The organism is Paenarthrobacter sp. OM7 (assembly GCF_029873575.1).
GTDB lineage: Bacteria > Actinomycetota > Actinomycetes > Actinomycetales > Micrococcaceae > Arthrobacter.
Genome location: NZ_CP123579.1, coordinates 4,253,565 through 4,278,336 on the forward strand (window position 1 = coordinate 4,253,565; position 24,772 = coordinate 4,278,336).

The window sequence follows — 24,772 nt, forward strand, 5'->3', positions numbered from 1 at the left end:
AACCATCGAAATGGGTAGCGCTTTCAAACGCACTGCTCACGCTAGGCTTCTGCCATGGCATTGATAGCTCCCCGCGTCACCGCAGGACTCCCCGCCGACGACGCCCGGAATCTGGCGCGCTCCCTCCAGGACAGCGACGACATCACCGTGTTCGTGGACGGCACAGTCCACCGCCTGCCTGATGAGGCGAGGGATGCCGTCGTCGACCTCCTCGCAAGGCTGGGCCGCGGGGAAACCGTGACGGTCAGCAGCGTGGAGGAAATGCTTACCACCTCGCAGGCCGCCGAGCTCGCCGGGATCTCGCACACCTATCTGCGCAATATGACCGACCGCGGCGAGATCCCCGTGGAATACCGCGGAACACATCGTCGGATCCGGCAAGCTGCCATCATCGCTTGGCTGGAATCCCAGAAGAAGAAACAGGCTGCCGCGGCGGAGGGCCAAGCCGGCGAAAGTGACGCCGACGCCGACTCATAGGGTCGACAGTGATAAGGATCAAGCAACGATCCCAGCCAACAGGCGGGCACCCCTTAAAGCCGGGGTTACGCTTGATCGGTGGGCAATTTCAAAGGGTGGCATATCGTGGCCGGGTTGGCCGCAATGGCCCTTGCCGCACCCTTGGGCTCTGCCATGGGATTGAACTTTGTGGCAACCTTCATGTTCGCGTGCACAGTGTTCGTGGCCGTTGCGATGTGGACGGAATCAAAAATTGCACGACGCCGGGACGCGGCTGAGGCGTCCGCCGCCGCCGAATCGGCACGCCCGGCAGGCGACCCCAACGAATCCGATGACGCCACAAGGTCAGACGACGCCACAAGGGAGTAGGCATGGGGTTCAATAGCGGTATGGCTTCGACTTCCCCCTCCGTTGTGTGGCCCGTGGTGCATGAGGAACGTCGCGCCCTGATCCGGGACCTTGAACCACTTCAGCCCTCCCAATGGAGGACCCCGTCACTGTGCCCTGGCTGGGACGTCCATGATGTCCTGGCGCACGTGATCGACAGCGCCAAAACCACGCGCCTTAATTTCATTCGACGGATGATTGCCTCCCGGCTGAACTTTGACCGCGACAACGACGTAGGTGTTGAGCGCGAAAGGACCCCTGACCCGGCTACGACCCTGAGTCAGTTGAAAGCCGTGCTCTCCCGGACATCCGGGCCGCCTGCAGGCCTGGGGACCCGGCTGGTGGAGGCGTTCGTCCACGGCGAGGACATCCGCCGTCCGCTGGGGATGCGCCGCGACTACCCCGCCGCGCACGTGGCCACTGCCCTGCACTATCAGGTGCGGACCAGCACCAAGATGGGCGGAGGCAAGGAGGTGGCAGGAGGCTGGCGCCTGGTGGCCACCGATGCATCCTTCGATCACGGGGATGGCCCTGCTGTGGAAGGGCCGGCCATTGCCCTGCTGCTGGCGGTGTCCGGCCGACCAATAGCAGAGGACGAGCTGAGTGGCCCCGGGGCTCCGGTGTTCTTGCGGCGGACACCATCATGAGGGCGCGGAGCAGGCCGGCAGCAATGCTGTCTGCAGACGTAGAAGTTCTGGGATTGAAGGGGCGGATCCTGTGGGCTGAGGGCACGCCTGAGCCTGCCGCTGTCCCCGCTGCCGGCTCTGAGGCCGATCCCACCGGGCCCGTCTATGTCCTGGTTCACGGCATCGGAGTCTCACACCGCTATTTGGCCCGGCTGCACACAGTCCTTGCAGCGAGCGCACCCACCTATTCCTTGGACCTCCCGGGGTTTGGAGGGACTCCAAAGCCTGATCGACAGCTTTCGGTGGAGGACTACGGCGCCTTCATTGCGGAGGCCCTCGCTTCCCGCGGCATCGGTTCGTACGTTTTGGTGGGCCATTCGATGGGTGCGCAGTTTGTTATCGAGGCGGCTTTGCATTCACCGGATCGGGTCCGCCAGGTGGTGCTGATGGGGCCAGTGGTTGATTCGCGGCACAAAAACGTGAGGCGCCAGTCCGTGGCTCTTCTCCTTGACGGGATGCTCCGCGAAAGCCCCTCCTCCAATTTGATCGTCACGTCGGACTATCTCCGCTGCGGTCCGCGCTGGTACCTTACTGAACTGCCGGTGATGATGACGTACCCCACCGAGAAACGCTTGGCTGGTATCAAGGTCCCTGTGCTGGTCCTAAGGGGAAGCCGCGACAACGTGGCCGGCCCGGACTGGTCGCTTCGGCTTTCGAGGGCCGTTGACCAGGGGCGCTTGGTGGAGATCCCCGGCGTCGGGCATGTAGCGCAACACATGCGGCCCCAGGCCGTGGCGGACGCCATCCGGAGTTTCGTTGCAGCGACAGCGCTTCACGGCCAGGCGCCTTGATGAGTCCACGCGTCCCGGCTAGGCTGGCGAAGCCATCGCATTAGTAAGTTTGCTTACGAAAGGGCCGATCGTGAACACTGGAGATAACAAGGACGAGCAAGGCTTCGGCGCAACCGGCGCCACTGGCCCCTACGGTGCCGCAACGCCCCCGGCCACCACCAAGGATGACGTCAACGCCGACCCCGAATTGCGCCAGGACGAAGAAGAGGACCCCGCCGCATCCTCCAACCCCGATCCCCTCGACGGAAACGTCACGGGCTTGGAACCCGGCGGAGGAGTGCCTCCGGGAGAAACCCCGCCGGCCGAGGGCAGCATGAGCAGCGACCAAGGACACGAGGAGTAAGCAACTGCGGGCGCCAAGCTACGGCAGCCCCAGGAGCTCCCCAAGATCATAATCCGCCGGCTCTTCCAACTGGGAGTAAGTGCAGCTCTCCGGCGTTCGGTCCGGCCGCCACCGCCTGAACTGCGTGGTGTGCCGGAACCGCTCGCCCTCCATGTAGTCGTAGGCCACCTCGATGACCAGCTCGGGACGCAGGGGCACAAACGAGAAATCCTTGCCCGCGCTCCACCGGCTTTGGGCACCGGGAATCCTGGAACCGCCGGCTCCGTCGCCCTGGCTGGCCCACTCACCCCAGGGATGCTCGCCCAGTTCAACCTGATACGGCTCGAGCTCAGCTACCAGGCTTTCCCTGCGGGCCATGGGGAAGGAGGCCACCACCCCCACATGCTGGAGCCGGCCGGCGTCGTTATAAAGACCCAACAGCATGGACCCCACAACTTTCGCGGTCTTGTGCCAGCGGAAGCCGGCCACCACGCAGTCCGCAGTGCGCTCGTGCTTGGTCTTGAACATCACGCGCTTGTTGGGCAAATACGTCCCATCCAGGGGCTTGGACAGCACACCGTCCAGGCCTGCGCCTTCCAACTGCACGAACCATTCCTTTGCACGCTCAAGGTCCGTGACTGCAGGGGTGACGTAAACGGGCGGCTCCGCCTTGGCGAGCGCATGTTCCAGGATGGCCCGACGCTCCGAAAAGGGAGTGCCCATCAGGTCGTCATCGCCGAGGGCAAGGATATCGAACGCGATCATGGACGCCGGAGTCTTCTCGGCGAGCATCCGGACCCGGCTGTCCGCGGGGTGGATCCGCTGCTGCAGCACCTCGAACTCCAGCCGGTTGCCCTCGATCAGGACAATCTCGCCGTCGATCACGCATTTGTCCGGAAGGTTCTTCCGCAGCGCCTCCACCAGTTCGGGAAAGTAGCGGGTCATGGGTTTCTCGTTGCGACTGCCCAGAATGATCTCATCGCCGTCCTTGAAGACTATGGTCCGGAAGCCGTCCCACTTGGGCTCGTAGTGCCCAACATCGGGGATGGCCGGAACGGATTTGGCGAGCATGGGCGAGACGGGTGGCATCACAGGCAGGTCCATAGACAATGTCTACCTGCCGGTGCACGCGGAAGCTAGTCCCAGGCGATGGATATCTTGGCCGTGGTGGCTGCCGCACCGGGAGCTCCCAGCGCCGGCCCCGAAGCCTAAGCGCCAGGACCCTCTCATCCGGGGAGGCCTACCGTCCGTTATATTAATGTGACTTTACTTTCCGGCTCATGTACCGTCGTAGGGCGACCCGTATCTCCGCTGGGCCGCTTCCGGAATGACGCCGAGCTCTGCCGCATTCCGGAATCCGCCAGACCCGCGGCAGAGGCGGGGGACCCAAAAGTTCCCGGACTTTCCCAAGTCCTTGGGGTGAAGCCGCTACGGCGGCCGGACGGCCTCGTCCGAACCCGACAGCTAACCTCGAAGGCGTTGAGAGGCAACCACCATGTCCCCAACCATGGATCAGCCGCGCCGCGCCGAGACTGAACGCGGGCGCACCAAGCCAACCGGACGCCGTCGGGCCCACCCCAGCGGATCCCCCCTCAGCGCGCAGCCAGACACTGTGGCCGCACCCGGAACGACAAGCACGACGCCGGAGGCCGCCACTGCGGCTATCCCAGCCGTCGCAACACCCACCACGCGTGCAGCCGCGCGCGCGGCCGAGCGCGCGGCCGAGCGGGAGCGTGCGGCACGGGCCGTGATCGCGCCTGAAGCACCGGCCTCGCAGCCGGCACCGGAAACGGCCGCACAGGAGGAACCCGCAACTGCGGCGATTCCCGTCGTGGAGGCAGCACAGGCTGCAGCTCCGGCCTCCACTACGCCAGGGCCTCCTACCGCGGCCATTCCCATCGTGCAGCAGGCCGCCCCGAACCACGGTTCTCAGGAACCCGACACCCCGGAGCCCGTAACTGCCGCCATTCCGGTGGTGGCCGAGTCCGCCCGCACTGAGCCACCGCGGGGCAAGTCCCCTGCCCAGGTCGCGGCGGCCGCAACGGCCTCGGCAGCACTGGCGAGCCGCAAGGACCTACGCAAACCGGCAGCTGCGCCCACGGCCGCCAAGTCGGGTTTTGGCGGCTCTTCGCCGGGCCGGGAACCCCATACGGTCCTGCGGAAAGCTGCATCCGTCAAACACATGAGCCAGCGCATGGCCGTGGTGGCCGGCGCCCTCGGGTTGGTCCTGACAGCCGGTACCCTGGGGCAGGCCCTCGAGCTGCCATTCTTCGGCCAGGAGACCCCCTCCCAGGAAGCCAGCGGCGCCGACCGGAATTCAGGCTCCGCGGCTCCCGCGCCCAGCGCCTCCTACTCAAGGGCATCATCGCCCTCCGCGTCAGCTGCTGCGACGTCGGCAGGCGGCCAACCGGCCACGGTTCCGGAGGCACCCGCACCAGGGTCGCCGTCGTCGGTTCCCACCCCGAAAGTTTCCTTGGCCGACCCCGTATGGGTCCCGTCCGCAGTGCCGTCAACCATCGCCGCGGACCCGGCCACCGCCAGCCCGATCCCCACCCAGCCGGCGCCGGCACCCAGCGAGGTGCCGTCGGACACGATCACCACGCCACCCACGACGCCGACGCCCACAACCACACCGACGGTCACACCCACGCCGGCTCCTACCCCCACGCCGACGGGGACTCCCACGCAGACCACCAAACCCAAGCCCTCGGGCAAGCCCAGTGCGGCCACCGCGCCGCAGCCCTCCGGGACGGCACTTGAAGAAATCCTTGACGCGGCAAAGGACACCCTCAAATGAGCACCCGCTTGCCACGCACCACCACGCATGTGGGATGGCACAGCCGGTACTGCAGCAGCAGCCGGACGGCCACGTTCCGGCGTCGATTGGGCCGCTGGAGCTGCCAGCGGCTGAGGCGCCCGTAAAGCAAGACCATACCAATGAGCAGGCGCCCGCACCGGGCGCCTGCTCATTGTTCTTGACAACCTCAGATCCGCGGCCTGCCGGCCCAGCGGCGGGCTTTCAAGGCAGCGTGCAATTCGACGCGGATCACTCCGCTCAACGGGTCAGCGCCGATGAGCTGCCGGATCCGGCCGAGCCTGTTGTAGATGCTGCTCCTGTGGAGATGGAGTTTGGCAGCGACGTCCTGCACTGAACCATCACTGTCATAGAGGAGTTCCAGGACGGGCAGGAGTTCGCCGTTCTTGTCCTGGTCCTCCAGCGTTCGGAAGTGCACGGAACCTGTGTCGTCCCAACCTCCGGGCGCCAGCAAGCGGTCGAAGAGCTGATAGACGCCTACGGCCCGGCTGTCCACGAGCTCGCCGAGGGGTTGATCGACGGCGGCAGCCTGCGCTGCAACCTTGGACTGCCGGTACGCTCCTGCGAGCTGCCGGATCACCTGGAACGGCTCGCTGATGCCCAGGATTACCCGGTCCACCGCCCTGCCGGAGCGCTTGGCGAGTTCCAGTTGATAGTGGACCAGCACCTGGGCGTGGTCCGCCCGACCACCGGACTCTCGAAACAGGACCACGGAATGCGTCTCCGTTCCGGCGCTGAACAACGCAGCGTTGACGCCGATGGTGGACTGCAGTGCAGCTGTTCGGTGCGTCAGGGTTGCGGCGAGGGGATCGACGTCGGACCTCGCGCCGTCCGCGTCCAGGATGGTCACCAGTTGCCATGGACCGCGGCCTTGGATCTCCTTCCACCCGGCCACGGCCGCCACGGCATTCGATTCGCCACTGCAGGCCGAGAGGAACTCCTGCTCACGCCTGCGCCGGAATTCCGACTCTGCAGTGTTTGAATCGAGGAGCAAACCCGCCAACAGGTCCAACTCATCACGCACGCCGGGCAACTCGGCGAGTATCGCCGTCGGGCTTTGCTCTTCAACGTCCAGCTGGACCCACAAGTAGCCCACGCGGAAGCCGCGCACCAGGAGCGGCACGCAGACGCGGCCCAACATTCCGAGTTCCTCGTTGGCGGGAACGACGACGGGACGCACCGCCGTGGCGATGCCGTGGGACAGTTGCCACGCGCTGACGTCGCTGGGGACACGCTTGCTGAGGAGGAAGTTCACGCGGACGCGGTCGGCGTGCGACTGGTTGGAGCTGTACGCGAGGAGGACGCCGTCGAGGTCTTCGAGGGACAGGCCGCGGCCCAGCTTCAACGCCACGCGTTCAACGATCTGTTCCACGTCCTGCTGCATCAGAAAAGCGTACCAACAGCAGGCGACACCTGACGCTCCAGGGCTCGACAAATGTCGAGCTGCAGAGGTGAAGATCCTTGAGTTTCCGGGGCGCCTCCGCCTGTGCGCGGCAAAACCCATGTCGCCTGCCTCACAGCCGGATTTATTCTGGAATCACAGCCCGCAACACATTTTCGGCCGAAAAGGCCGCTAACGATGGAGCCCACAGATGATCATCGGCGTCCCCAAAGAAATCAAGAACAACGAGTTCCGCGTAGCCATCACGGCCGCAGGTGTCCACGAATTCCGCACCCATGGACACACCGTTCTGGTTGAGCGTGGCGCAGGCCTCGGCTCGGGCATCACCGACGAGGAATACTCGATCGCCGGCGCCGAAATCGTCAACGAAGCTGACGACGTCTGGGGCCGTGCGGACATGGTCATGAAGGTCAAGGAGCCCATCGCGGCCGAGTACCACCGCTTCCGCAAGGGCCTCATCCTCTTCACCTACCTGCACCTCGCCGCAGAACCCGAGCTCACCGCCGAGCTCATCAACTCCGGCGTCACGGCCATCGCTTACGAAACCGTGCAGGAAGGCCGCACCCTTCCGCTGCTCGCTCCGATGTCCGAGGTAGCAGGCCGCCTGTCCGTCGTGGTGGGCGCTTCCTCGCTGATGGCTCCCGCCGGTGGCAAGGGCGTCCTCCTGGGCGGCGTACCGGGTGTCCGCCCGGCCAAGGTTGTTGTCCTCGGCGCCGGCGTTGCAGGAACCAACGCCGCTGCCATGGCGCTGGGCCTTGGTGCTGATGTCACCATCATGGACATCAACATCAACCGGCTGCGTGAACTCGACGCCCTCTACCAGGGCCGCCTGAAGACCGTTGCCTCCAACGCTTACGAGATCGAGAAGTCAGTCATCGATGCAGATCTCGTCATCGGTTCCGTCCTGATCCCGGGCGCCAAGGCTCCCAAACTGGTCACCAACGAGCTCGTTGCCCGCATGAAGCCGGGCTCGGTCCTGGTGGACATCGCTGTTGACCAGGGCGGCTGCTTCGAGGACACGCACCCCACCACCCACCAGGAACCGACGTACAAGGTCCACAACTCGATCTTCTACTGCGTTGCCAACATGCCTGGCGCTGTTCCCAACACCTCCACGTACGCACTGACGAACGTCACCCTGCGCTACGCCGTGGCACTGGCCAACCTGGGCGTCAAGGCTGCCTTCGACCGCGACCCCGCGCTGGCTGCCGGCCTCAATATCGCCGCCGGCCACGTGGCACACCACTCCGTTTCCGAGGCGCACAACCTGCCCCTCGTCAACGACTGGCACACCCTGGTCTCCGCGTAGTTCCAAGGCCTAACAAACACGACGGCGGGGTGCGGCTTCCACACGAAGCCGCACCCCGCCGTCGCGGTTTAACCCGCAACGTTATCCACCCCGGTAGTTCTCCCCATGGCAGCCCTGTTCCGCAGTAGTTATGCTCGGGAGACGCCTGGTGCCACGACTGGTCCGCAGGTTTTTACCAATGTCGCTACGTTCAGGGGATACGTGATGGGGCTGAGTACATAATGGGGCAGGGACTGGTAGGCGCCGACGTCGGTGATCTCCGCCGACTCTCGGCAGTGATGGACTCCGAAGCTGAGAAGATCACCACACTTCAACAGCAGCTCAATGTGCTCATCCAGAATGGCCACTATTGGCGGGGAAACGATGCCGAGCAATTCCGCAGCAACTGGCACAGCCAGCTGTACGGACGGCTCGGTGCGGCAGCGGTTTGCCTCAAGGACAACGCCCGCGCCCTGAAACTCAATGCCGACCAGCAGGAGCAAGCCTCGCTGGGCGGGGCGGGACGGGGGCTTGGTGACGGAAAGGGCAGAAGCCCCTCAGGGCCGCTGGGGTTCACTTTTGATCCCACCACCTTCGGTCCGGTCACTGTGGAAGGCAAGGGCGGATTCGACAGTCAGGCATCGGGCGAAACGCACGGATCCATGGGGCCGGGCGGAATCGCGATTGGTGGCTCCGGTGATGCGTCCACTGGCGGTGAGATGACGTGGACAGCGAAATCCGGATACGGGCCGGTGGACACCACTGTCACCAACGAAACATTCATCGGAGCGCGCGCCAACGGCGAGTTCGATGCAAGCGTGCCCTCCGGGCTGCGGCTCCCCCATGCCAGCGCCACCGGCGAAGCTTTTGCAGGGGCCGAGAACACCACCACCGTGCGGTCCGACTTCTTCGATGGCTGGGTCACCAACACCTCTACCACGCGAATGATGACCGGAGTAGAGGCCAGCGCACACGCCGAAGCGACCAGCCCATTCCTGTTTTCTGCGGGCGGTGAGGGTTTTGCCGGTCAGAAGGTCACGATGGATAACAAGACCGACTTCGCCGGAGGGCTGTTCTCCCTGGGGCAGGGCGGAGAACTGCGCGCCGGTGCCTGGGCAAGCGCCGGCGAAGGCGAGCTGAGCGTCAAGGGCAGCGAGACAACCGGTACAGCCTTCAGCGCAGGTGCCGGAGCGGAACTGACCGGGAGCCGGTACGTCGAAGTTTTGGGCCAGACGCTGACCCTCAACGCAACAGTTGCCGCCGGAGCCGGGGAGGGTCACTTCTTTACGGCTTCCATGGACGAAGACGGACTGACCCTCGGCGCGGGTGCCAAGATCACTGCGGAGCTGGGACTGGGAGCAGGTGGCCAGATCACCATCAGCCCGTCCGGGTTCGTTGATTCAGTAACCGGGTTCGTCGACTTCCTCAGCAAATAGCTTCCTGCACTGACAGCGCTCCGAAAGGGCTCCCATGACATCGCACCAGGTTTTCCCATCCGCCGAGTTCCCCGCCTACCCCTCCATCAAACTCAACGCGCCCGCGGGATGGTCCCAGCAAGTTGTCCCCGATGCGGTGGGCGCCCTGATGGCACCCGCTGCGGAAGGACGCTACACGGCGAATGTGGTGATTTCCGTGTCGCGCCGCTTGCCCGGCTATCAGCTCCAGGACATCGCCGCGTCCGTGGACTCGTTCCTGGACGCCTTGCCGGATGCAGTTCTGCTGGGCACGGAGCCGGTGGTGATCAATGGCCGGGATTGGCACGTACGCGAAGCACGCTACACGCATCCGCAGGCCGGCTCGCTGGCCCAGTTCACCGCCGTCACGGTAGTTCACCACGAGACCGCAGCGGATATTGTCCAGCTGACGGGCAGTTGCCAGCCCACTGAAGGCAACGACGACCTCAAGGCCATCTACTCGCTGGTTGCCAGCGCGGACGTTACGCCAGCGTCCTAGCCTGCTCAATCAGCTTCAGCACCGCAACGGAGCCGTCCGGATCAACAGGCAAGGGAAGCGCCGAGGCTGTGCCGCCGTCGTCGAGCTTTTCCGCCAGAATCCGGTAGAACTCGGGGTAGGCGCCACGCTCTGTGGGGACCTGGATGCGCTGCCCGTTCAGTTCCAGCGTGCCATGGTTTTCTGCGGGTTCGACGCCGTACCGCGCGTCCGTAGGGAGCCCGCCTCCCAGCACGTAGGGCTCCTGGGGGTCGGCGCCGAACTTCACGAAGCCACCCTCGGTGCCGAGGACGCGGAAGCGCGGGCCGTGCAGGTGGCTGGTCAGGTTGATGGTGACATGGCTGACCACGCTGGACTGGTGCCGGAGTGCCAGGAAGACATCGTCATCGACGCTTTCCTGGGGACGGCGCGCCTGGATTTCCGCGTAGGTGACGGTGGCTGGACCAAAGAACTGCAGGCACAGGTCCAGAACGTGGGTGCCGAGGTCGAACAGGACACCGCCGCCGTCTTCCGCAGTAGCACTGGCCTTCCAGGCTTTGGCGATCTCCGGCGCCCAACGCTCCATTCCCACCTCGAATCTGGTCACTGTCCCCAGTGTTCCGGCGTCGAGCAATTTCCTGACGGTGAGCGAGTCGCCGTCCCAGCGCCGGTTTTGGTACACGGTGAGGACACGGCCCAATTTCGCTGCCAGTCGGATCAGTTCCTCGCCCTCGGCGCTGCGGACCGTGAACGGTTTGTCCACGACGACGTCGAGCCCGGCTTCCAGCGCGGCTTTCGCGAGCGGGAAATGGGTTGCGGGCGGTGTGCCCAGGACGATGAGGTCCAGCTGGTCAGCCAGCGCCAGGATGTCCTCCGGCGTGCTGACAATGGTGGCCTGCGGGTAGCGGTCCTTGGCCTTGGCTTGGCGCGACTCGTCCGAGGTGGAGATGACGGCAAGCTCATATGCAGGGTTGCTGGCAATGAAGGGCGCGTGAAAGACGCTGCCCGACAGGCCAAAACCTGCCACGGCGGTACGGATCGGCTGGGAAGTCATGACCCTAGGCTACCGACCCTCTCTCACGTAATAGCCCTTTCACGCCAACCCTCTATCACCGGGTGAGAGAGCGTCCGACCCAAGCACGCGGGACGTGAGAGAGCGTGGGGACGGCGAAGGCCGGGAACCTCCCCGACCCGATGAACAGGTTGGGGATGTTCCCGGCCTTCTGGAAACTACATCTTGGACAACTACAGCGGGGAGGCTACTTCTTGGCGCCCTTTTCCCAGCCGAGGGTGGTCCAGTCCGGAACGTTGGAGAGGCTCTGGAACAGGGACGGGCCGTAGTTGGCCAGACCCTTGCGCACGAACTGGATCTCCGGGCCGTTCATCACGACGCCCATGGAGAAGTACTTCTCCATGTGCTTCTTCTCTACCTCCATGGCGGCCTTGTTGCGCTCGGCGTCATCCGCGATGCTCGAAAGTCGCTTGATCTCGGCATCAAGTTCAGCGTCGCCCAAGCCATTTTCGTTGGTCTCGGAGTCGTAGTACTGCTTCACAGCGTCGGTAGCGTCCGGGCCAACGGTGTACCCGGAGATGGTGACATCGAACTCGCGTGAGCCAACAACCTTGCCGAAGTCAGCGTCGCCGCGCTGGTCGATGGAAACATCCATGCCGGCGGCCTGGAGCTGCTTCTGCAGGGTCTGGGAGGTGGCAGCGGTAGTGGGGTCGTCACCGAAGTTGGTGATCTTGAAGGCGACCGGGACGCCATCCTTCGCCATGATGCCCTTGTCGTTGGCCGTGTAGCCAGCGTCGGTCAAGACCTTCTTGGCTGCATCTGCTCCGGTGTCCTTCACGGGGTAGTTGTCCTGGTAGTACTCGGAGAACGGCATGAGCATCATGGAACCTGAGCTCTCTTCGGACCAGTTCAGGCCGTTGAAGCGGACATCGCGGATGGCCTTGCGGTCGACGGCGGTGAAGATCGCCTTACGCACGGCAACGTCGGTGAGGGCAGGGCGCTTGGCGTTCAGGTTCAAGCCACCTGCGAACAGGCGCTGGCCACGACGGATCTCGGAGTCGGTGGTCCCTTCGAGCTGCTTGTAGCGCCCCAGGGTGCGGCCGTTGGCTGCGTCGATTTCGCCGTTCTTGAACGCGGCGATGGTTGCACTCGGCTCCATCTGGCGCCAGATGACCTTCTCGAGGACCGGCTTCTGGCCCCACCACTTCTCGTTCGGAACCATGGTGACCGTCTTGGCGGTGGTGTCGTAGTTTTCAACCTTGAACGGGCCGGCCATCCACTCGGGGTGCATGTTGCCCGCGAAACCGGTGTTGAAGGTCTCCGCGGAGTTATTGGCCGGGTGGATCAATCCGAAGAAGAGTGAGTCCAGCGGGTAGACAGGCTGGGTGGTGGTAACAACGACTTCCTTGTCGTTGGCGCCGGCCTCGACCGAGTCAACGAAGGCGTAGTTGCCTGCCGTGACAATGTCGATGGCCTTGTCTTCACCCTTCAACATGTTCCAAGTGTTCTGGAACGTCTTGACGTCGATCGGTGTGCCATCGTTCCAGGTGGCCTTCTCGTTGACCTTGATGGTGATGGTCTGCTTGCCATCCTTGACCTCGCTCTTGACCTCTTCGCAGAAGTCCTTGTTGGGCTCTGCCTTGCCACTGAAGTCCAGTTTCCAGCAGCCACCGATTCCACCGCTGCTGATGGCAGCCGGGTTGACCGGTGTCAGCAGTGCAGAAGTATCCGCGCTGTTGCCGACATTGGAGAAACCATTGAAGTCCGGTCCAATGCTGCCCACGCCCAGGGTGACAGTGCCGCCCTGCTCAAGATCTTTTGCTTCCTTGGCGTTGACGCTGATCAGCTTGCTGATGTCGCCGCCACTTTCTTCTGCCTTCTGCGAGGCCGGACCCGACGGCGTTCCCCCGCCGCAAGCGGTCAGCATGAGCGTTGCTACGAGCGCTACGCCGCCAATCGTCGTGTACTTCTTCATGGTTTGCCCTTCGTGTTTACGACTGAAATATCTTTGCGAGTTGAGACCAGGGATGTATTCAATGCTTCATATGTCGTCAGGCATGCACCACCAGCATGTCGGCATCCAGCTCTCCGTCCGGGAAGAAGCAGGCGAAGTCCTGCGCGCCTTCCTTCTCAGAAGCCAATGGCGGCTCCAGAGTAAGGCACTTCTCCTGCTTTGCGGCAGGTAGTGCGGCGAACACGGGACAACGGGTGGCGAAATTGCATCCCTTGGGAGCATCAAGCGGGCTGGGAAGGTCACCCTGCAGGATGATGCGTTCGCGGGTACGTTCCAGGTTCGGGTCGGGCACCGGGATGGCGGACAAAAGCGCCCGGGTGTAAGGGTGGCGCGGATTGTCGAAGACATCGTCTACGTCACCGGTCTCCACGATCTTGCCCAGATACATCACGGCAACCCGGTCTGAAATGTGGCGGACCACGGAGAGGTCGTGGGCCACCATCAGGTAGCTCAGCCCCAATTCGGCCCGGAGCTTGTCCAACAGGTTGATGACTCCGGCTTGGACGGAGACGTCCAAGGCAGAAACCGGCTCGTCCAGGACCACGAGCTTGGGATTGACCGCCAGAGCCCGGGCTATGCCGATACGCTGGCGCTGACCGCCGGAGAACTGGTTGGGGAAGCGGTTCACGTGGTCAGGCTGCAGGCCCACCAGCTTCATGAGTTCCATGATGCGTTTCTTGATGGCGGCCTTGGGCATCCCGAGGTTTTCCAAGGGCTCAGCCAAGACTTCATACACGGTGAAGCGTGGATCCAGGGCGCCGGTGGGGTCCTGGAAAACCATCTGCATTTCCTTGCGCATGGCCATCTTGGTCTTGTGGTCGGTAGCCACTTTGTTGCTGACGCCCCCGATGATGACTTCGCCCATCTGATCCGGGTGGAATTCCATGATCTCCAGGAGCGTGGTGGTCTTACCGCAACCGGACTCGCCCACGATGGAGACGCACTCGCCCTCGCGGATGTCGAAGCTCAGCCCGTCCACGGCCTTGACCGTGCCGATCCGCCGCTTGATCAGGGCACCCTTGAGCAGCGGGAAGTGCTTTTTTACATCCTTGAGTTCCAGGACCTTGTCGCGCTCGACGCGGGCAACGCCGTCGAACTTTGACACCGGCTTGGGCGGCGCGTGGAAAATCTTGTGGGCGTCAGCGTCGCCGCTGAGCTGGTCTGCCTTAATGCAGGCTGCCTTGTGACCCAAAGTCTGACCTTCAACTCCGGGCACCGGGAACAGTTCCGGTTCGCCCTGAAGGCAGGCATCGCTCACCATCGGGCACCGAGCGGCGAAGGAGCATCCAGTGACGGGCAACGCCAGGTTGGGCGGGGTCCCTTCGATGGGCACCAGCGACTGCTTGCCCGAGGTATCCACACGCGGCACGGCCCCGAGCAGGCCCAAGGTATATGGCATCCGGGGGTTGTAGTAGATGTCCTCCACAGTGCCGGTCTCCACCGGCTTGCCCGCGTACATCACCATGATGTCGTCGGCCATGCCCGCTACGACACCGAGGTCATGGGTGATCATGACGACGGCGGCGCCGGTCTCCTCCTGCGCCGTGTGCAGGACTTCCAGCACCTGCGCCTGGATGGTGACGTCCAACGCCGTCGTGGGTTCATCAGCGATGAGCACCCGAGGATCGTTGGCAATCGCGATGGCGATCATGACGCGCTGGCGCATGCCACCGGAAAACTCATGCGGGAAGGCCTTCAGCCGGTCCTTAGGGCTCGGGATGCCCACCATGCGTAGAAGGTCGACGGCGCGGGCTTCTTTGGCCTGCTTGCTCATGGTGGGGTTGTGGACCGTCAGCGCCTCAATGATCTGGTTGCCCACCGTGTAGACGGGCGTCAGCGAGGACAGCGGATCCTGGAACACCATGGCAATGTCACTGCCGCGGTGCTTGCACATGGCTTTGTCAGACAGGCCAAGGAGCTCCTTGCCCTTGAAGCGCACGGAGCCGGTGATGTCCGCGGTTTCGGGGAGCAGCCCCATGACGGCCATGGACGTCACGGACTTGCCGGAGCCGGACTCACCCACGATGCCCAGGGTCTTCCCGGGCATGAGATCGAAATCCACTCCGCGGACAGCATGGACCACACCGTTTTCGGAGTTGAAGCGGACGTTGAGGTCGCGAACGCTGAGGACGGCGTCGCCGGGAGCGTAAAGTCCAGCGTCGCGGAGGCGTTCGGCCGGCGTGTGGGAGATGTTGGTGCTCATTTGTTGACCTTCTTTGCGGTCTTGGTCTTCGCCCGGCCGATGGAGCTGGAGCTGGGGTCGAAGGCGTCGCGGAGGCCGTCGTTCATCATGGCCAGCGAACCGGTCAGCAGGAACATGACAGTCAGCGGTACCCAGAACATCCACGGGAAGGAGGACACCTGGCCCGTGGCCTGGCCAATCAGGACACCCAGGCTGACGTCTGGAAGTTTGATGCCGATGCCGATGAAGGAGAACGCAACTTCGGCCAGGATTGCGCCGGTGATGCCGCGGGTGAAATCGAGCACCAGCAATGAGCCAATGTTCGGAACCAGGTGGCGCCACACGATGCGGCGGGACGGGACGCCCATGTACTTGGCGGCTTTGACGTAATCACGCTGCATGAGCGACAACGACAGCGAACGCACCAGGCGGGCAGTTCCCATCCAGCTGAAGAACAGCAGGACGACGACGAGCAGGAGCCAGCTGGGGAGGTCCTTCAGACCACCGCTGCCGCTGGTTGCAACGGCCACTACCAGGATGGCGGGCATCATGATGAGTGCTTCGAGGATGAACAGCATGGTGGCGTCCACCTTGCCGCCGAAGAAGGCCATGGTGCAGCCATACACCGCGGAAATCAGCACCGAAATGCCGCCCACGATCAAGCCGATGAGGATGGAAGTCCGCGTGCCGTCCACAATGAGCGCCATGAGGTCGATGCCGGCCTGCGTGGTGCCCAGCAGGTGGTCCGGCGAGGGCGGCATACCAATGTTCAACGGATCAAGCGTGTCTTTGTCCCACGACGTCAGGAACCCGCCGAAAATCGAGAAGAGGAACAACGCGAGGAAGATGAACAACCCGGCGACGGCGGTACGGTTCCGCATGAAGCGACGGAAGATGATGCGGGACTTGCCGATGACGACGTCCTGGTCGCCGACCCGGGATTCGTCGATTTCCGCAATGGGATCGATGATGTTGGTCATTACTGGACCCTCACTCGTGGATCGACCAGCGTGGTGGCGAAGTCGGCAAGGATGGCCCCGATCGCGAAGATCACGGAGCCGTAGGCCAGCGTGGCGGTGGCGACGTTGACATCCTGCAGGCTGATGGCCTGGATGCTCCAGAGGCCGATGCCCGGCCACGCGAAGATGGCCTCGGCGAAGAAGCCGCCGGTGAAGATCGCCGGGATGGTGAACGCGATGCTCTGGGCGACCGGGATGAAGGAGACGCGCAGGGCGTGCTTTCGGATGGCCTGGTTGCGGGTGAGCCCCTTGGCCCGTGCTGTGCGGACAAAGTCGGCATTGACGTTGTCCAGGAGATACTGCCGCTGGGCGATCTGGTAACCGGCCCAACCAAAGATGGTCATCGCGAAGGTGGGCACGGCGTAGTGGGCAACCAAGTCCACGAAAGCCGGCCAGCCAGGGTCGATTCCCGGCGTCGAAATTCCCGTCACGAAGAAGATGCGCTCCCCAACGGCCTCGTTGATGCTGATGGCGCCGAGCTGCACCAGGAAGTAGGCGATGGGCGCTGGGAGGATGTGGACCAGGTAGCTGTAGGACGTGATGACACGGTCTTGGAACTTGTACTGGCGTGCGGCGGAATAGACACCGAGTGCGACGCCGATGACCAGGGTCAGGATGATGGAGGCGATGAACAGCCGGGTGGAGACCATCACGCGGTCCGCGAACTCGGCGTTGACGAACGCGCCGTTCGGGCTGCGTCCCCAGTCCCAGCGGGTGACGATGCCGCCAAGCCACTGAATGTACCGTTCCCAGGGGTTTAACTCCGGGTCAAGTCCCAGTCCACGGAATGACGCTGCTACCTGTTCCGGGGTTGGCCGCGGAATTTTCTCTTGCTCCAGAACCGCCGGCTTGAGCGAGGAGACTGCCAGGAAATACCCGGCGCTGGTGGTCAGGAAGATCATGATCAGGTAGATGCCCGACCGCTTCATCAGATATTTCAGCATGTCGGGCGGCTGCCCCGAATCGTGGCAAAACTCAATGCTCGTCCTTCCGCGGTTCCCGGCTGTGGCCGGCGTCAGCTACGAATTGATGCAGCGGGTTCTTGGGTCCCCCACACCCCTTCAGTGATCACCAGCCCTGTATGGCATGCGTCACATTCAAGAGGAAACTACCACAATAACTGCTTCACGTTTTGCTTCCTCGCGTCCAGTTTCCCGCCTGCAGCCAGATTGTTATGTGCAGACTGCGTCACGTTACCGACGCCAATGGCACTTATGCGCCTGAAGTAGCGGCAATGGGGGCGCTAACAGGGCGGGGCGGCGGGTTGCGCGGCCGGCAGTGGCGGGTTGCGGCCCACCCGCGGGCAGTCAGGCGGCAGGCAGCAGCCGCGTGATCAGTTCGCGCCAGGAGTCCGTGAGGCGCGTGGGTGAAATGCCGCGCACTCGGACGTCATCCACAATGCGCTCAGGGTCCAGGGCATAGGTCAGGGACATGGCCATCACCCAGGGATCAGCAATCCCGGCCTCGCGGAGCAAGATCTCCATGTGGCGGTGGGAGAGCTTGGTTGCGGGGACATCGAACCTGTTGCGGGTGGCAGCACCCGCCGCCTTCAGGAGTTCGCCGTTTTCCAGGACGAAGAAGATCCGCCCTTCGCCGAACGCAATCAGTCGTTCCTTTGCGGCGGCGCCTGGACCCAGCGGTGGTGGCCCGAACATGAAGCCGTGTTGGAACTCGGATTCAGAATCGCTCAACAGAGTCATCATGAGCCCCGCCCTGCTGCCGAACCGGCGGAAGACAGTGCCCTTGCCTACGTGGGCCTTGCAGGCGAGCGCGTCCATAGTGAGTGCTTCCGCGCCGAACTCGGCCACCAAGTCCCGGGCAGCGTTGAGGAGGCGCTCACGATTTCGGGCGGCATCGCTGCGCTCGTGGGGCGCGCCCAGGGGCACGTCCGGCCGAAGAGGGATGGAGCTCACAGAAATATTCTAGACCCCGGGAATAGAAAGCGGACCATAGTCCGTTTAGTATCGATGAAGGCTCCAAAGCCCAGATACCGCAGGTCGGGTTCCGCAAGGTACCCGGCCAGACACAAGGAGACACCATGTCCAAGAGCACCGTTCTTACCCTCGTCGGCAGCCTCCGCGCCGATTCCCACAACAAGAAGCTCGCCGAAGCCATCCAGCTGAACGCGCCTGAGAATGTTGATGTGCAGATCCACGGCTCGCTGGGCAACATCCCGTTCTACAACGAGGACATCGACGTCGAAGGTCAGATCCCCGCCGAAGCCGCCGCACTCCGCGCCGCAGCAGCCGACGCCGACACCATCCTGCTGGTCACCCCCGAGCACAACGGCACCATGCCCGCCTCGCTGAAGAACGCCATTGACTGGCTGTCCCGCCCGTTCGGCGCCGGCGCCCTCTCCGGCAAGCCGACCGCCGTCGTCGGAACCGCTTTTGGCCAGTTCGGTGGCGTGTGGGCCCAGGACGAGGCCCGCAAAGCAGCCGGCATCGCAGGTGCCAAGGTCCTGGAAGACGTCAAGCTGGCCGTCCCGGGTTCGATGATCCGCTTCGCCGAACTGCACCCGAAGGACGACGCCGAGGTCGTAGAGCAGATCAAGGGCATCTTCGAGCCGCTGACGGCCGCCCAGGACGAAGAAGCAGCAGCCTAGTCTTTCGCCTTCAACGCCCCCGTTCCGCTTTTGTGCGGGGCGGGGGCCTTCGCGTTCCTGCCGACTGTTGGCCTGCCGGACAGCCCCAGCGTGACCAACTCTTGTCCGAACCGTCACCGTAGCGGCATGTTGTGTTCCGTCCACCCGGCCTAACGTTGGAGTTACAGGTGGACAGGAGCGCGGGGCTGTCATGTATGCCGGACGGGGACTAAAAAGTACGACGGCGATCACGGCTGCCTGCCTCTTCTTCAGCCTGGGAGTGGCTGGCTGCACCACTGTCCCCGCAGATCCCGCTGTCCCCGAAGGCGCAGCCCCTTTGCCGACCGTCTCTGTGACGCCGACGGCACCCTCACAGAGTGCAACGCCTTCTGCGTCGCGCCCTGTTGCCCCGGCTTCTGCCCCCGTAGTCCCCGGCACGCCGTCCGTTTCCGTATCCGCCGCGCCGCCCTCGCCGGCAACACCAACACCGCCGGCACCTTCATCCGCTCCCCCGGGCACCCCGGACGTTTCCGCAGCCGCGCCTACCCAGCCGCGTGCCGCCGTCGAGCCTTCACCCGAACCGGGCACCAGCGCTCCGGAGCCTGCAGAAACCGGCACGGTAAAGACCGTGGATGCCTCCGGTCCGGCGGTGTACTACGTGGCAATCGACGACGGCGGCGCCCGTGGCGTGCGGTTCGGCTGCAACGACAGCCTTGTTCCCGTCCGCGGCATGGCCGTTCCCGGGGATCCGCTGACCGTGGCGCTGGGCCGGCTGCTGGAGGCAGGAATGCCGGTGGACAGCGATGCAGCCCTCTACGATGCCCTGGCCGGCTCCTCCCTGCGCTACCTGTCCGGCTACATGAGCGGGGCCACCGTGGTGGTGAACCTCAGCGGGTCACTGCGGCCCGGGGGTGTATGCGACATTCCACGCATCCAGGCGCAACTGACGCAGACCATCGTGGCGGCCAGCGGTGCGTCGCGGGCCGAGATCTATGTGAACGGCAGGACGTTGACGGAGGCCCTCAGCGTACGGTGAGCAGCGGTACGGTGAGCAGAGTCTTTGGAGAGCAACTCTTTGGGGGAAAACGCTTGATGACATGTCCTGACGAACAGGTCTGGCCCGCTGCTGCGACGGCTACCGCCGCTCGGAGATCACTGCGGTGATATCTCCGAGCACGGGAGCCAATGGTGTTTGGGAACGCGTCACGGAGCAGGTGCTGCGGTGGGGAGTGAAGACCGCAAGCGGATTCTCCGTCGATTCACCGAATCCCGTGTCTCGTGGTGATCGGGTGCTGGTTACCGCACATTTCTTCAGTTTCAGGGTGCTGGAACCCGTGGAAGTGGTCGCGGCGGTAAAGGAGCCGGACCGGTCCTCGAAGAATCGGCCACCTTCATCACGCAGTCGCGATCGCCAGCACCCTCCGGAGGGCCCAGGCCACCCGCAACAAAGCCAAGGCAGAAGCGAACGCCAGTACGAACACCACACCCTCGGGAATCCACAAGCCAGTGGGCGCGCCTCCTTCCAGCACCATGGTGACCAGCGCAGCGATCAGCAGCAGGCCAAGCCCGGGGATGGCGAACAGAAACACCTCACCGATCTGGCGGCGATGGGTTGCCGATAATTTCTCCAGGGGAAGTTCCCGCTGGCCCGGCGCGGCTTTCTTGCCCAGCACATTGATAAGCATGGAAACACTGGTGAGTGTCAGCCCGGCCGTGGCGCCGGCCAAGGTAGCGAGCGTTTGGAAGAGGGTTCGCCGGGTTCCGGCATCAACCCCTTCCAGCAACAACGGCTGACGCGCCAGCAATGTAATGCCCCACCAGATCAGGACGGCAAGAACCGCCCACAGGTAGTCGGCAGTGGGATGCAGCAGGAACCACCGCCACAGGGTCCGTCGCCTTCCGGAGCGTTCGATATCAACCTCGTACAAGCTCATGGCCGGCACCGCCTGCCGCGGCTTCATCAGCGAGTGCCGCGGCGGCGAGAGCCTCGCGCACAGCAGTCATTCCGCCCGCAACGATGTCCGGCACCAGGCTCGAGTCAGCAGGGCCCTTGACGTCCGGCAGGGTCCTGGCAAAGAAGGCCTCGTTGTCCCGGGCTTGTTTGTTGAGGATGGCAATGGCCTCGGCCACTGACTTCTGAGGATCGTTGAACACGTCCGGGTCAACCTCGATGTGTGAAACGAACCGTTCCTTCAGGAGATCCACCACCTCCCGGTCACCTGTCAGCGAGTCCTTGCCCTCCGCCACCACGTAGTCAAAGTGCTCCACGGACCCAGCCCGGCGGAAGAGGTCGATGAGTTGCTGAATACGATCCCGGATCCGCTGCTTGTCCTCCGCCCTCCCGGAACGGCCCACGCTCAGGGAAATGCGGAACGTTCCTTCGTTCATGAGGCGCGAGGCGCTCTCCAGGACGTCGGCCCATTCACCTTCCATCAGCTTCCCTGAAAGGCGCTCCGCGGGAAGCGCAAACTCGAAACGGCTTACTTCAAGCCGGGTGAGGATTTCCTCGATGTCCTCCCTCACCACAGGAACCAGGGCGGGTTCCAGTCCCAGCATCCCTCCGAGGTACTCCCCCATCCGGGATGCCCGGGGCCCGTTACCGCTGGTGAGCACGGCGATGACGTTCCTTTTCAGGAAAGCGAAATAGGTGGTCTCCAGGAGGTGGTCGCCGGGAGCCAGCGGGAGTGGTTTACGCCGGCCAAGGGCGTCGCCGACACTCGGTAGGTTGGTATCCCGGACACGGTCCAGCAACAGCACAGGATGAGGCGAGGATGCCACCGCCTGCGCGAGCAACACAGTCCCGTCCACACTGGTGAAATGCCGGTCCGTCGCGGAATCCTGGGCTTTCTTCAGGACCTCCACTACCCGGCGCGCCGGAAAGGGACGGCTGAGCTCATCACCGTTCAGCTGTTCGATCCGCCAAAACTGCACACTGCGTCGTGCCATCCGTACTCCCCTGCCGTGGTGGCCTTTGCTACAGATCCCAAGCTATCGGTGAGGTCCGACATTAAAGGCGGGCTCCGCCGTCCTGCGTTGCATCAGTTCACAAGCTGTACTTGGGCCCCTCCGCAAAGAGTGCATCCATCTCGTCGTGGCTGCGCGTGCCGGCGAGGCCGGCCCAGTTGCCGTCGCCCAGGATCTCCTTCGCAACCCGGGCCACCTTGGCGTAGGCAGCCTTCGCGGTGTTGCCGCCGATACTGACGCGACGGACGCCGGCGTCGTGCAGTTCCAGCGGCGACGGCGCCCCTACGCCCGCCAGCGCGTTCAGCGGCGCCGGTATGCGGCTGGATAGTTCATGGAGGACATGCAGATCCAGGACGCCGGGCACGAAGACGCCATCGGCACCGGCAGTGAGGTAGGCCTCGGCACGCCGCAGCGTCTCGTCGAAAGCCTCATCCGGAAACCGTCCGGACAGATAAGTGTCCGTGCGGGCATTGATGAACAGTGGGATCCTGCGGTCATCGGCCACGGCGCGGATGAGGGCTATGCGACGCGATTGCTCGGCGATGTCGGTGAGCGGTTCGGCCGCGGAGTCCTCGATGTTGATGCCCACAGCACCCTCGTCCAGGACGGCGTGGACGGTTGCCCGCAGTTCATCATCGGTGCGTCCGTAGCCCGTCTCGATGTCCGCGGTCACCGGCAGGGTGGTGGCGCCAACAACGCGACCCAACGCGGCCATGGCCAGCCCCCACGGCACATGGTCCCCGTCCCGGAAGCCCAGGCTCCAGGAGACGGCCGAGCTTGAAGTGGCAATCGCCGTCGCCCCTGCTTCCTGGACAACGCGGGCGGAAGCGGCGTCCCACACGTTCACCAGCACCAGCGGCACAGGCCCTGCATCATGGAGTTTGTGGAACTGTTCGGCCTTGGTCACGGATCCCCGGTGCGCTGTCATAGCTACATTCCAGCCCTTCCCGATCGCGACGTAAAGCGGGGACTGCCAAACTGGGAGAGATCCGAAAACAACTGTTGCCTCATTAGCAACATCGAGGAGTATCCTGTCACTGTGACCCACGAAACATTGGATGCCGGCGCAACGCTGCCCGCTGAAGCCATCGACGCCATTGAGCGGGCCGCCACGGCCGCCCACCCGCACGAGGAACTGTTCTCCGCGCGGGCCGCCAACATCAAGCAATCCGCCGTCCGCGATGTCTTCGACATCTCCATGCGGCCCGGCCTTGTCTCACTCGCCGGGGGCAACCCCTACCTGCAGTCGCTGCCGTTGGAGAAGCTCGGCCAGACCGCAGCCCGCATCATCGCCGAGGAAGGCATGACGGCCCTGCAGTACGGCGGCGGCCAGGGCACCGAAGAGCTCCGTGCCCAGATCTGCGACATCATGGCGGCAGAGGGCATCACCGACGCTGATCCCGGCAATGTGGTCATCACCGCCGGCTCACAGTCGGCACAGGATGTGGCCACCAAGGTCTTCTGCAACCCCGGCGATGTGGTCCTGGTGGAAAACCCCACCTACGTGGGGGCCTTGAACACGTTCGAGGCATACCAAGTCGAGGTGGCACCGATCGACATGGACGACGACGGCCTGGTACCTGAGCTTCTTGAGGCCAGGATCGCGGCGCTCCAGTCAGAGGGAAAGAACATCAAATTCCTCTACACGATCCCCAACTTCAACAACCCCTCCGGGATCACCCTGGCCGCCGAACGCAGGCAACGGATCGTCGATATATGCCGGGACGCGAACATCATTGTCCTGGAGGACAACCCCTACGGACTCCTGCGTTTCGATGGCCATCCCATCGCCCCGATGCGCGCGGCCAACCCGGACGATGTCATCTACCTCGGCTCCTTCTCCAAGATCTTCGCTCCCGGCCTCCGGATCGGCTGGGCACTGGTTCCCGCGCACCTGCAGCGCCGCTTCTACCTGGCCTCCGAAGCCGTGACGCTCTGCCCGCCGCCACTGAACCAGATGATCGTCTCGGCATATCTCCGCGACTATGACTGGAAAAGCCAGATCGATACGTACCGCACGCTGTACGCGGAGCGGTGCGAGGCCCTGCTCTCAGCGCTGGATGAGTACATGCCCGCCGGGCTTACATGGACCCGCCCCGACGGCGGCTTCTTCGTCTGGGTCACCCTCCCCCACGACGTGGACACGTACCCCTTGCTCGCAAAAGCCATCGACGCCGGCGTCGTCTTCATCCCCGGCGCAGCCTTCTCCCCCGCAGACTGCCCCTCCAACAAGCTCCGCCTGGCCTTCAGCGCAGTGCCGCCCGATACGATTGCCGAAGGCGTCCGCCGCCTGGCCCCAGTTTTGGCAGAAGCCATCACAGCCACCAATGAAGGAGCAGCACAATGACCGGAGTTGTGATTGTCGGAGTAGACGGCAGCGAGACGGCGATGAGGGCAGCACAGGCCGCCCAGCAGCTGGCCATCGGACTCGGAGCCAGCCTGCGCGTTGTCAGCGCTTTCGACAGCAACCGTACTGAGGTGGTTGAGATCGGCACCGACAAGTGGATCGTGTCAGACGCCGCCGAAGCGGAGACCGTAGCCCGTACCGTGGCGGAGCGACTGACCCATGAGGGCCTGGACATCACCTACTCCGCGGCGCGTGGCAAGCCCGGCGAAGCCTTGGTGAAGGAAGCCGAAATGCAGGATGCCCGGCTGATCGTGGTGGGCAACCGGCGCATGCAGGGCCTGGGCAGGGTTCTGGGCAGTGTGGCCAACACCGTGGCCCACACGGCACCGTGCGACGTCTACATCGCCAAGACCGACCAGACGTAAAGCGAGCTGAATCACGCCGCCGGGTGGGGAGCCTCACCCGGCGCTTGGCGTCTTTCGAGCCATTCCCCTGAAGTCATCGTTATAAAATCGAGATGCCCCCAATGGCGCGTGCCGCCTCCACCATCCGACTTCAGGGGATCATTTTCTTG

The 24,772-nt window shown here is 63.9% G+C and carries 24 protein-coding genes and 1 riboswitch; of the genes, 13 read left to right on the forward strand and 11 right to left on the reverse strand.

Going from position 1 to position 24,772, the window contains the following annotated elements; genetic code table 11:
- Positions 1–54: 54 nt before the first annotated feature.
- From QEH68_RS19555 to QEH68_RS19575, 5 genes are all read left to right on the forward strand, one after another.
- A complete protein-coding gene (locus QEH68_RS19555; protein WP_207595324.1) occupies positions 55–477 on the forward strand; it encodes a helix-turn-helix domain-containing protein in 423 nt (140 codons plus the stop codon).
- A 78-nt stretch (positions 478–555) separates the two neighbouring features.
- The gene (locus tag QEH68_RS19560; RefSeq protein WP_207595325.1) at positions 556–825 is read left to right on the forward strand and encodes a hypothetical protein; all 270 of its coding nucleotides are present in this window, start codon (positions 556–558) and stop codon (positions 823–825) included.
- Positions 826–827: 2 nt separating this feature from the next.
- Positions 828–1,490 carry a maleylpyruvate isomerase family mycothiol-dependent enzyme gene (locus QEH68_RS19565; protein ID WP_280624382.1) on the forward strand — a complete coding sequence of 221 codons (663 nt, stop codon included), beginning with the start codon at positions 828–830 and terminating at the stop codon, positions 1,488–1,490.
- A 23-nt stretch (positions 1,491–1,513) separates the two neighbouring features.
- Positions 1,514–2,320, forward strand: coding sequence for an alpha/beta hydrolase (locus QEH68_RS19570; RefSeq protein ID WP_280624384.1), 807 nt, complete (start codon positions 1,514–1,516; stop codon positions 2,318–2,320).
- A gap of 70 nt (positions 2,321–2,390) precedes the next feature.
- Positions 2,391–2,663 (forward strand): DUF6480 family protein, encoded by a 273-nt coding sequence (locus QEH68_RS19575; RefSeq protein ID WP_280624386.1) that lies wholly within the window; start codon positions 2,391–2,393, stop codon positions 2,661–2,663.
- Between the two features lie 18 nt (positions 2,664–2,681).
- Here the strand turns inward: QEH68_RS19575 and QEH68_RS19580 are convergent, their stop codons facing one another.
- Entirely contained in the window at positions 2,682–3,746 is a 1,065-nt protein-coding gene (locus QEH68_RS19580) for an ATP-dependent DNA ligase (protein WP_280624388.1), read from the reverse strand.
- A gap of 244 nt (positions 3,747–3,990) precedes the next feature.
- Positions 3,991–4,135: riboswitch (cyclic di-AMP (ydaO/yuaA leader) on the forward strand.
- A 2-nt stretch (positions 4,136–4,137) separates the two neighbouring features.
- Here QEH68_RS19580 and QEH68_RS19585 point away from each other — a divergent pair.
- Complete coding sequence (locus QEH68_RS19585; protein WP_280624390.1) at positions 4,138–5,439, forward strand: hypothetical protein; 1,302 nt, start codon at positions 4,138–4,140, stop codon at positions 5,437–5,439.
- Between the two features lie 187 nt (positions 5,440–5,626).
- Here the strand turns inward: QEH68_RS19585 and QEH68_RS19590 are convergent, their stop codons facing one another.
- Complete coding sequence (locus QEH68_RS19590; RefSeq protein ID WP_280624392.1) at positions 5,627–6,841, reverse strand: helix-turn-helix domain-containing protein; 1,215 nt, start codon at positions 6,839–6,841, stop codon at positions 5,627–5,629.
- 208 nt (positions 6,842–7,049) lie between these two features.
- Between QEH68_RS19590 and ald the strand changes: the two genes are divergently transcribed.
- The 3 genes from ald (at position 7,050) to QEH68_RS19605 (ending at position 10,100) form a co-directional block, all read left to right on the forward strand.
- On the forward strand, positions 7,050–8,168 hold the full coding sequence (ald, locus tag QEH68_RS19595) for an alanine dehydrogenase (protein WP_091463716.1): 1,119 nt from the start codon (positions 7,050–7,052) through the stop codon (positions 8,166–8,168).
- A gap of 221 nt (positions 8,169–8,389) precedes the next feature.
- On the forward strand, positions 8,390–9,583 hold the full coding sequence (locus QEH68_RS19600; protein WP_280624395.1) for a hypothetical protein: 1,194 nt from the start codon (positions 8,390–8,392) through the stop codon (positions 9,581–9,583).
- 34 nt (positions 9,584–9,617) lie between these two features.
- The gene (locus tag QEH68_RS19605; protein WP_089596573.1) at positions 9,618–10,100 is read left to right on the forward strand and encodes a hypothetical protein; all 483 of its coding nucleotides are present in this window, start codon (positions 9,618–9,620) and stop codon (positions 10,098–10,100) included.
- On the opposite strand, the gene QEH68_RS19610 is transcribed toward QEH68_RS19605, so the two are convergent.
- The 6 genes from QEH68_RS19610 to QEH68_RS19635 form a co-directional block, all read right to left on the reverse strand.
- Entirely contained in the window at positions 10,084–11,130 is a 1,047-nt protein-coding gene (locus QEH68_RS19610; protein WP_280624398.1) for a Gfo/Idh/MocA family oxidoreductase, read from the reverse strand. The genes QEH68_RS19605 and QEH68_RS19610 overlap by 17 nt on opposite strands.
- A 205-nt stretch (positions 11,131–11,335) precedes the next feature.
- A complete protein-coding gene (locus tag QEH68_RS19615) occupies positions 11,336–13,063 on the reverse strand; it encodes an ABC transporter family substrate-binding protein (RefSeq protein WP_207595334.1) in 1,728 nt (575 codons plus the stop codon).
- Positions 13,064–13,139: 76 nt separating this feature from the next.
- The gene (locus QEH68_RS19620) at positions 13,140–15,305 is read right to left on the reverse strand and encodes an ABC transporter ATP-binding protein (protein ID WP_280624400.1); all 2,166 of its coding nucleotides are present in this window, start codon (positions 15,303–15,305) and stop codon (positions 13,140–13,142) included.
- Positions 15,302–16,264, reverse strand: a complete 963-nt coding sequence (locus QEH68_RS19625) for an ABC transporter permease (RefSeq protein WP_207595336.1) — start codon at positions 16,262–16,264, stop codon at positions 15,302–15,304. The genes QEH68_RS19620 and QEH68_RS19625 overlap by 4 nt, the downstream gene beginning before the upstream one ends.
- Positions 16,264–17,247 (reverse strand): ABC transporter permease, encoded by a 984-nt coding sequence (locus tag QEH68_RS19630; protein WP_207595337.1) that lies wholly within the window; start codon positions 17,245–17,247, stop codon positions 16,264–16,266. The genes QEH68_RS19625 and QEH68_RS19630 overlap by 1 nt, the downstream gene beginning before the upstream one ends.
- A 363-nt stretch (positions 17,248–17,610) precedes the next feature.
- Entirely contained in the window at positions 17,611–18,216 is a 606-nt protein-coding gene (locus tag QEH68_RS19635; protein WP_280624403.1) for a helix-turn-helix domain-containing protein, read from the reverse strand.
- Between the two features lie 125 nt (positions 18,217–18,341).
- Here QEH68_RS19635 and QEH68_RS19640 point away from each other — a divergent pair, with 125 nt between their 5' ends.
- Together QEH68_RS19640 and QEH68_RS19645 are read left to right on the forward strand one after the other, a co-directional pair.
- Positions 18,342–18,908: an NAD(P)H-dependent oxidoreductase gene (locus QEH68_RS19640; RefSeq protein WP_280624405.1), complete on the forward strand. Its 567-nt coding sequence runs from the start codon at positions 18,342–18,344 to the stop codon at positions 18,906–18,908.
- Positions 18,909–19,098: 190 nt separating this feature from the next.
- The gene (locus QEH68_RS19645) at positions 19,099–19,923 is read left to right on the forward strand and encodes a GerMN domain-containing protein (protein WP_280624407.1); all 825 of its coding nucleotides are present in this window, start codon (positions 19,099–19,101) and stop codon (positions 19,921–19,923) included.
- 358 nt (positions 19,924–20,281) lie between these two features.
- Here QEH68_RS19645 and QEH68_RS19650 read toward each other — a convergent pair whose 3' ends face one another.
- The 3 genes from QEH68_RS19650 to QEH68_RS19660 form a co-directional block, all read right to left on the reverse strand.
- Positions 20,282–20,821 carry a hypothetical protein gene (locus QEH68_RS19650; RefSeq protein WP_280624409.1) on the reverse strand — a complete coding sequence of 180 codons (540 nt, stop codon included), beginning with the start codon at positions 20,819–20,821 and terminating at the stop codon, positions 20,282–20,284.
- Positions 20,802–21,833: a hypothetical protein gene (locus tag QEH68_RS19655; protein WP_207595343.1), complete on the reverse strand. Its 1,032-nt coding sequence runs from the start codon at positions 21,831–21,833 to the stop codon at positions 20,802–20,804. Before QEH68_RS19655 ends, QEH68_RS19650 begins: the two co-directional genes overlap by 20 nt.
- Before the next feature lie 97 nt (positions 21,834–21,930).
- Positions 21,931–22,779, reverse strand: a complete 849-nt coding sequence (locus QEH68_RS19660) for an isocitrate lyase/phosphoenolpyruvate mutase family protein (RefSeq protein WP_280624411.1) — start codon at positions 22,777–22,779, stop codon at positions 21,931–21,933.
- Between the two features lie 111 nt (positions 22,780–22,890).
- Between QEH68_RS19660 and QEH68_RS19665 the strand changes: the two genes are divergently transcribed.
- Together QEH68_RS19665 and QEH68_RS19670 are read left to right on the forward strand one after the other, a co-directional pair.
- Entirely contained in the window at positions 22,891–24,198 is a 1,308-nt protein-coding gene (locus QEH68_RS19665) for a PLP-dependent aminotransferase family protein (RefSeq protein ID WP_280624412.1), read from the forward strand.
- Positions 24,195–24,623 (forward strand): universal stress protein, encoded by a 429-nt coding sequence (locus QEH68_RS19670; protein ID WP_280624414.1) that lies wholly within the window; start codon positions 24,195–24,197, stop codon positions 24,621–24,623. Before QEH68_RS19665 ends, QEH68_RS19670 begins: the two co-directional genes overlap by 4 nt.
- The last annotated feature ends 149 nt before the right edge of the window (positions 24,624–24,772 follow it).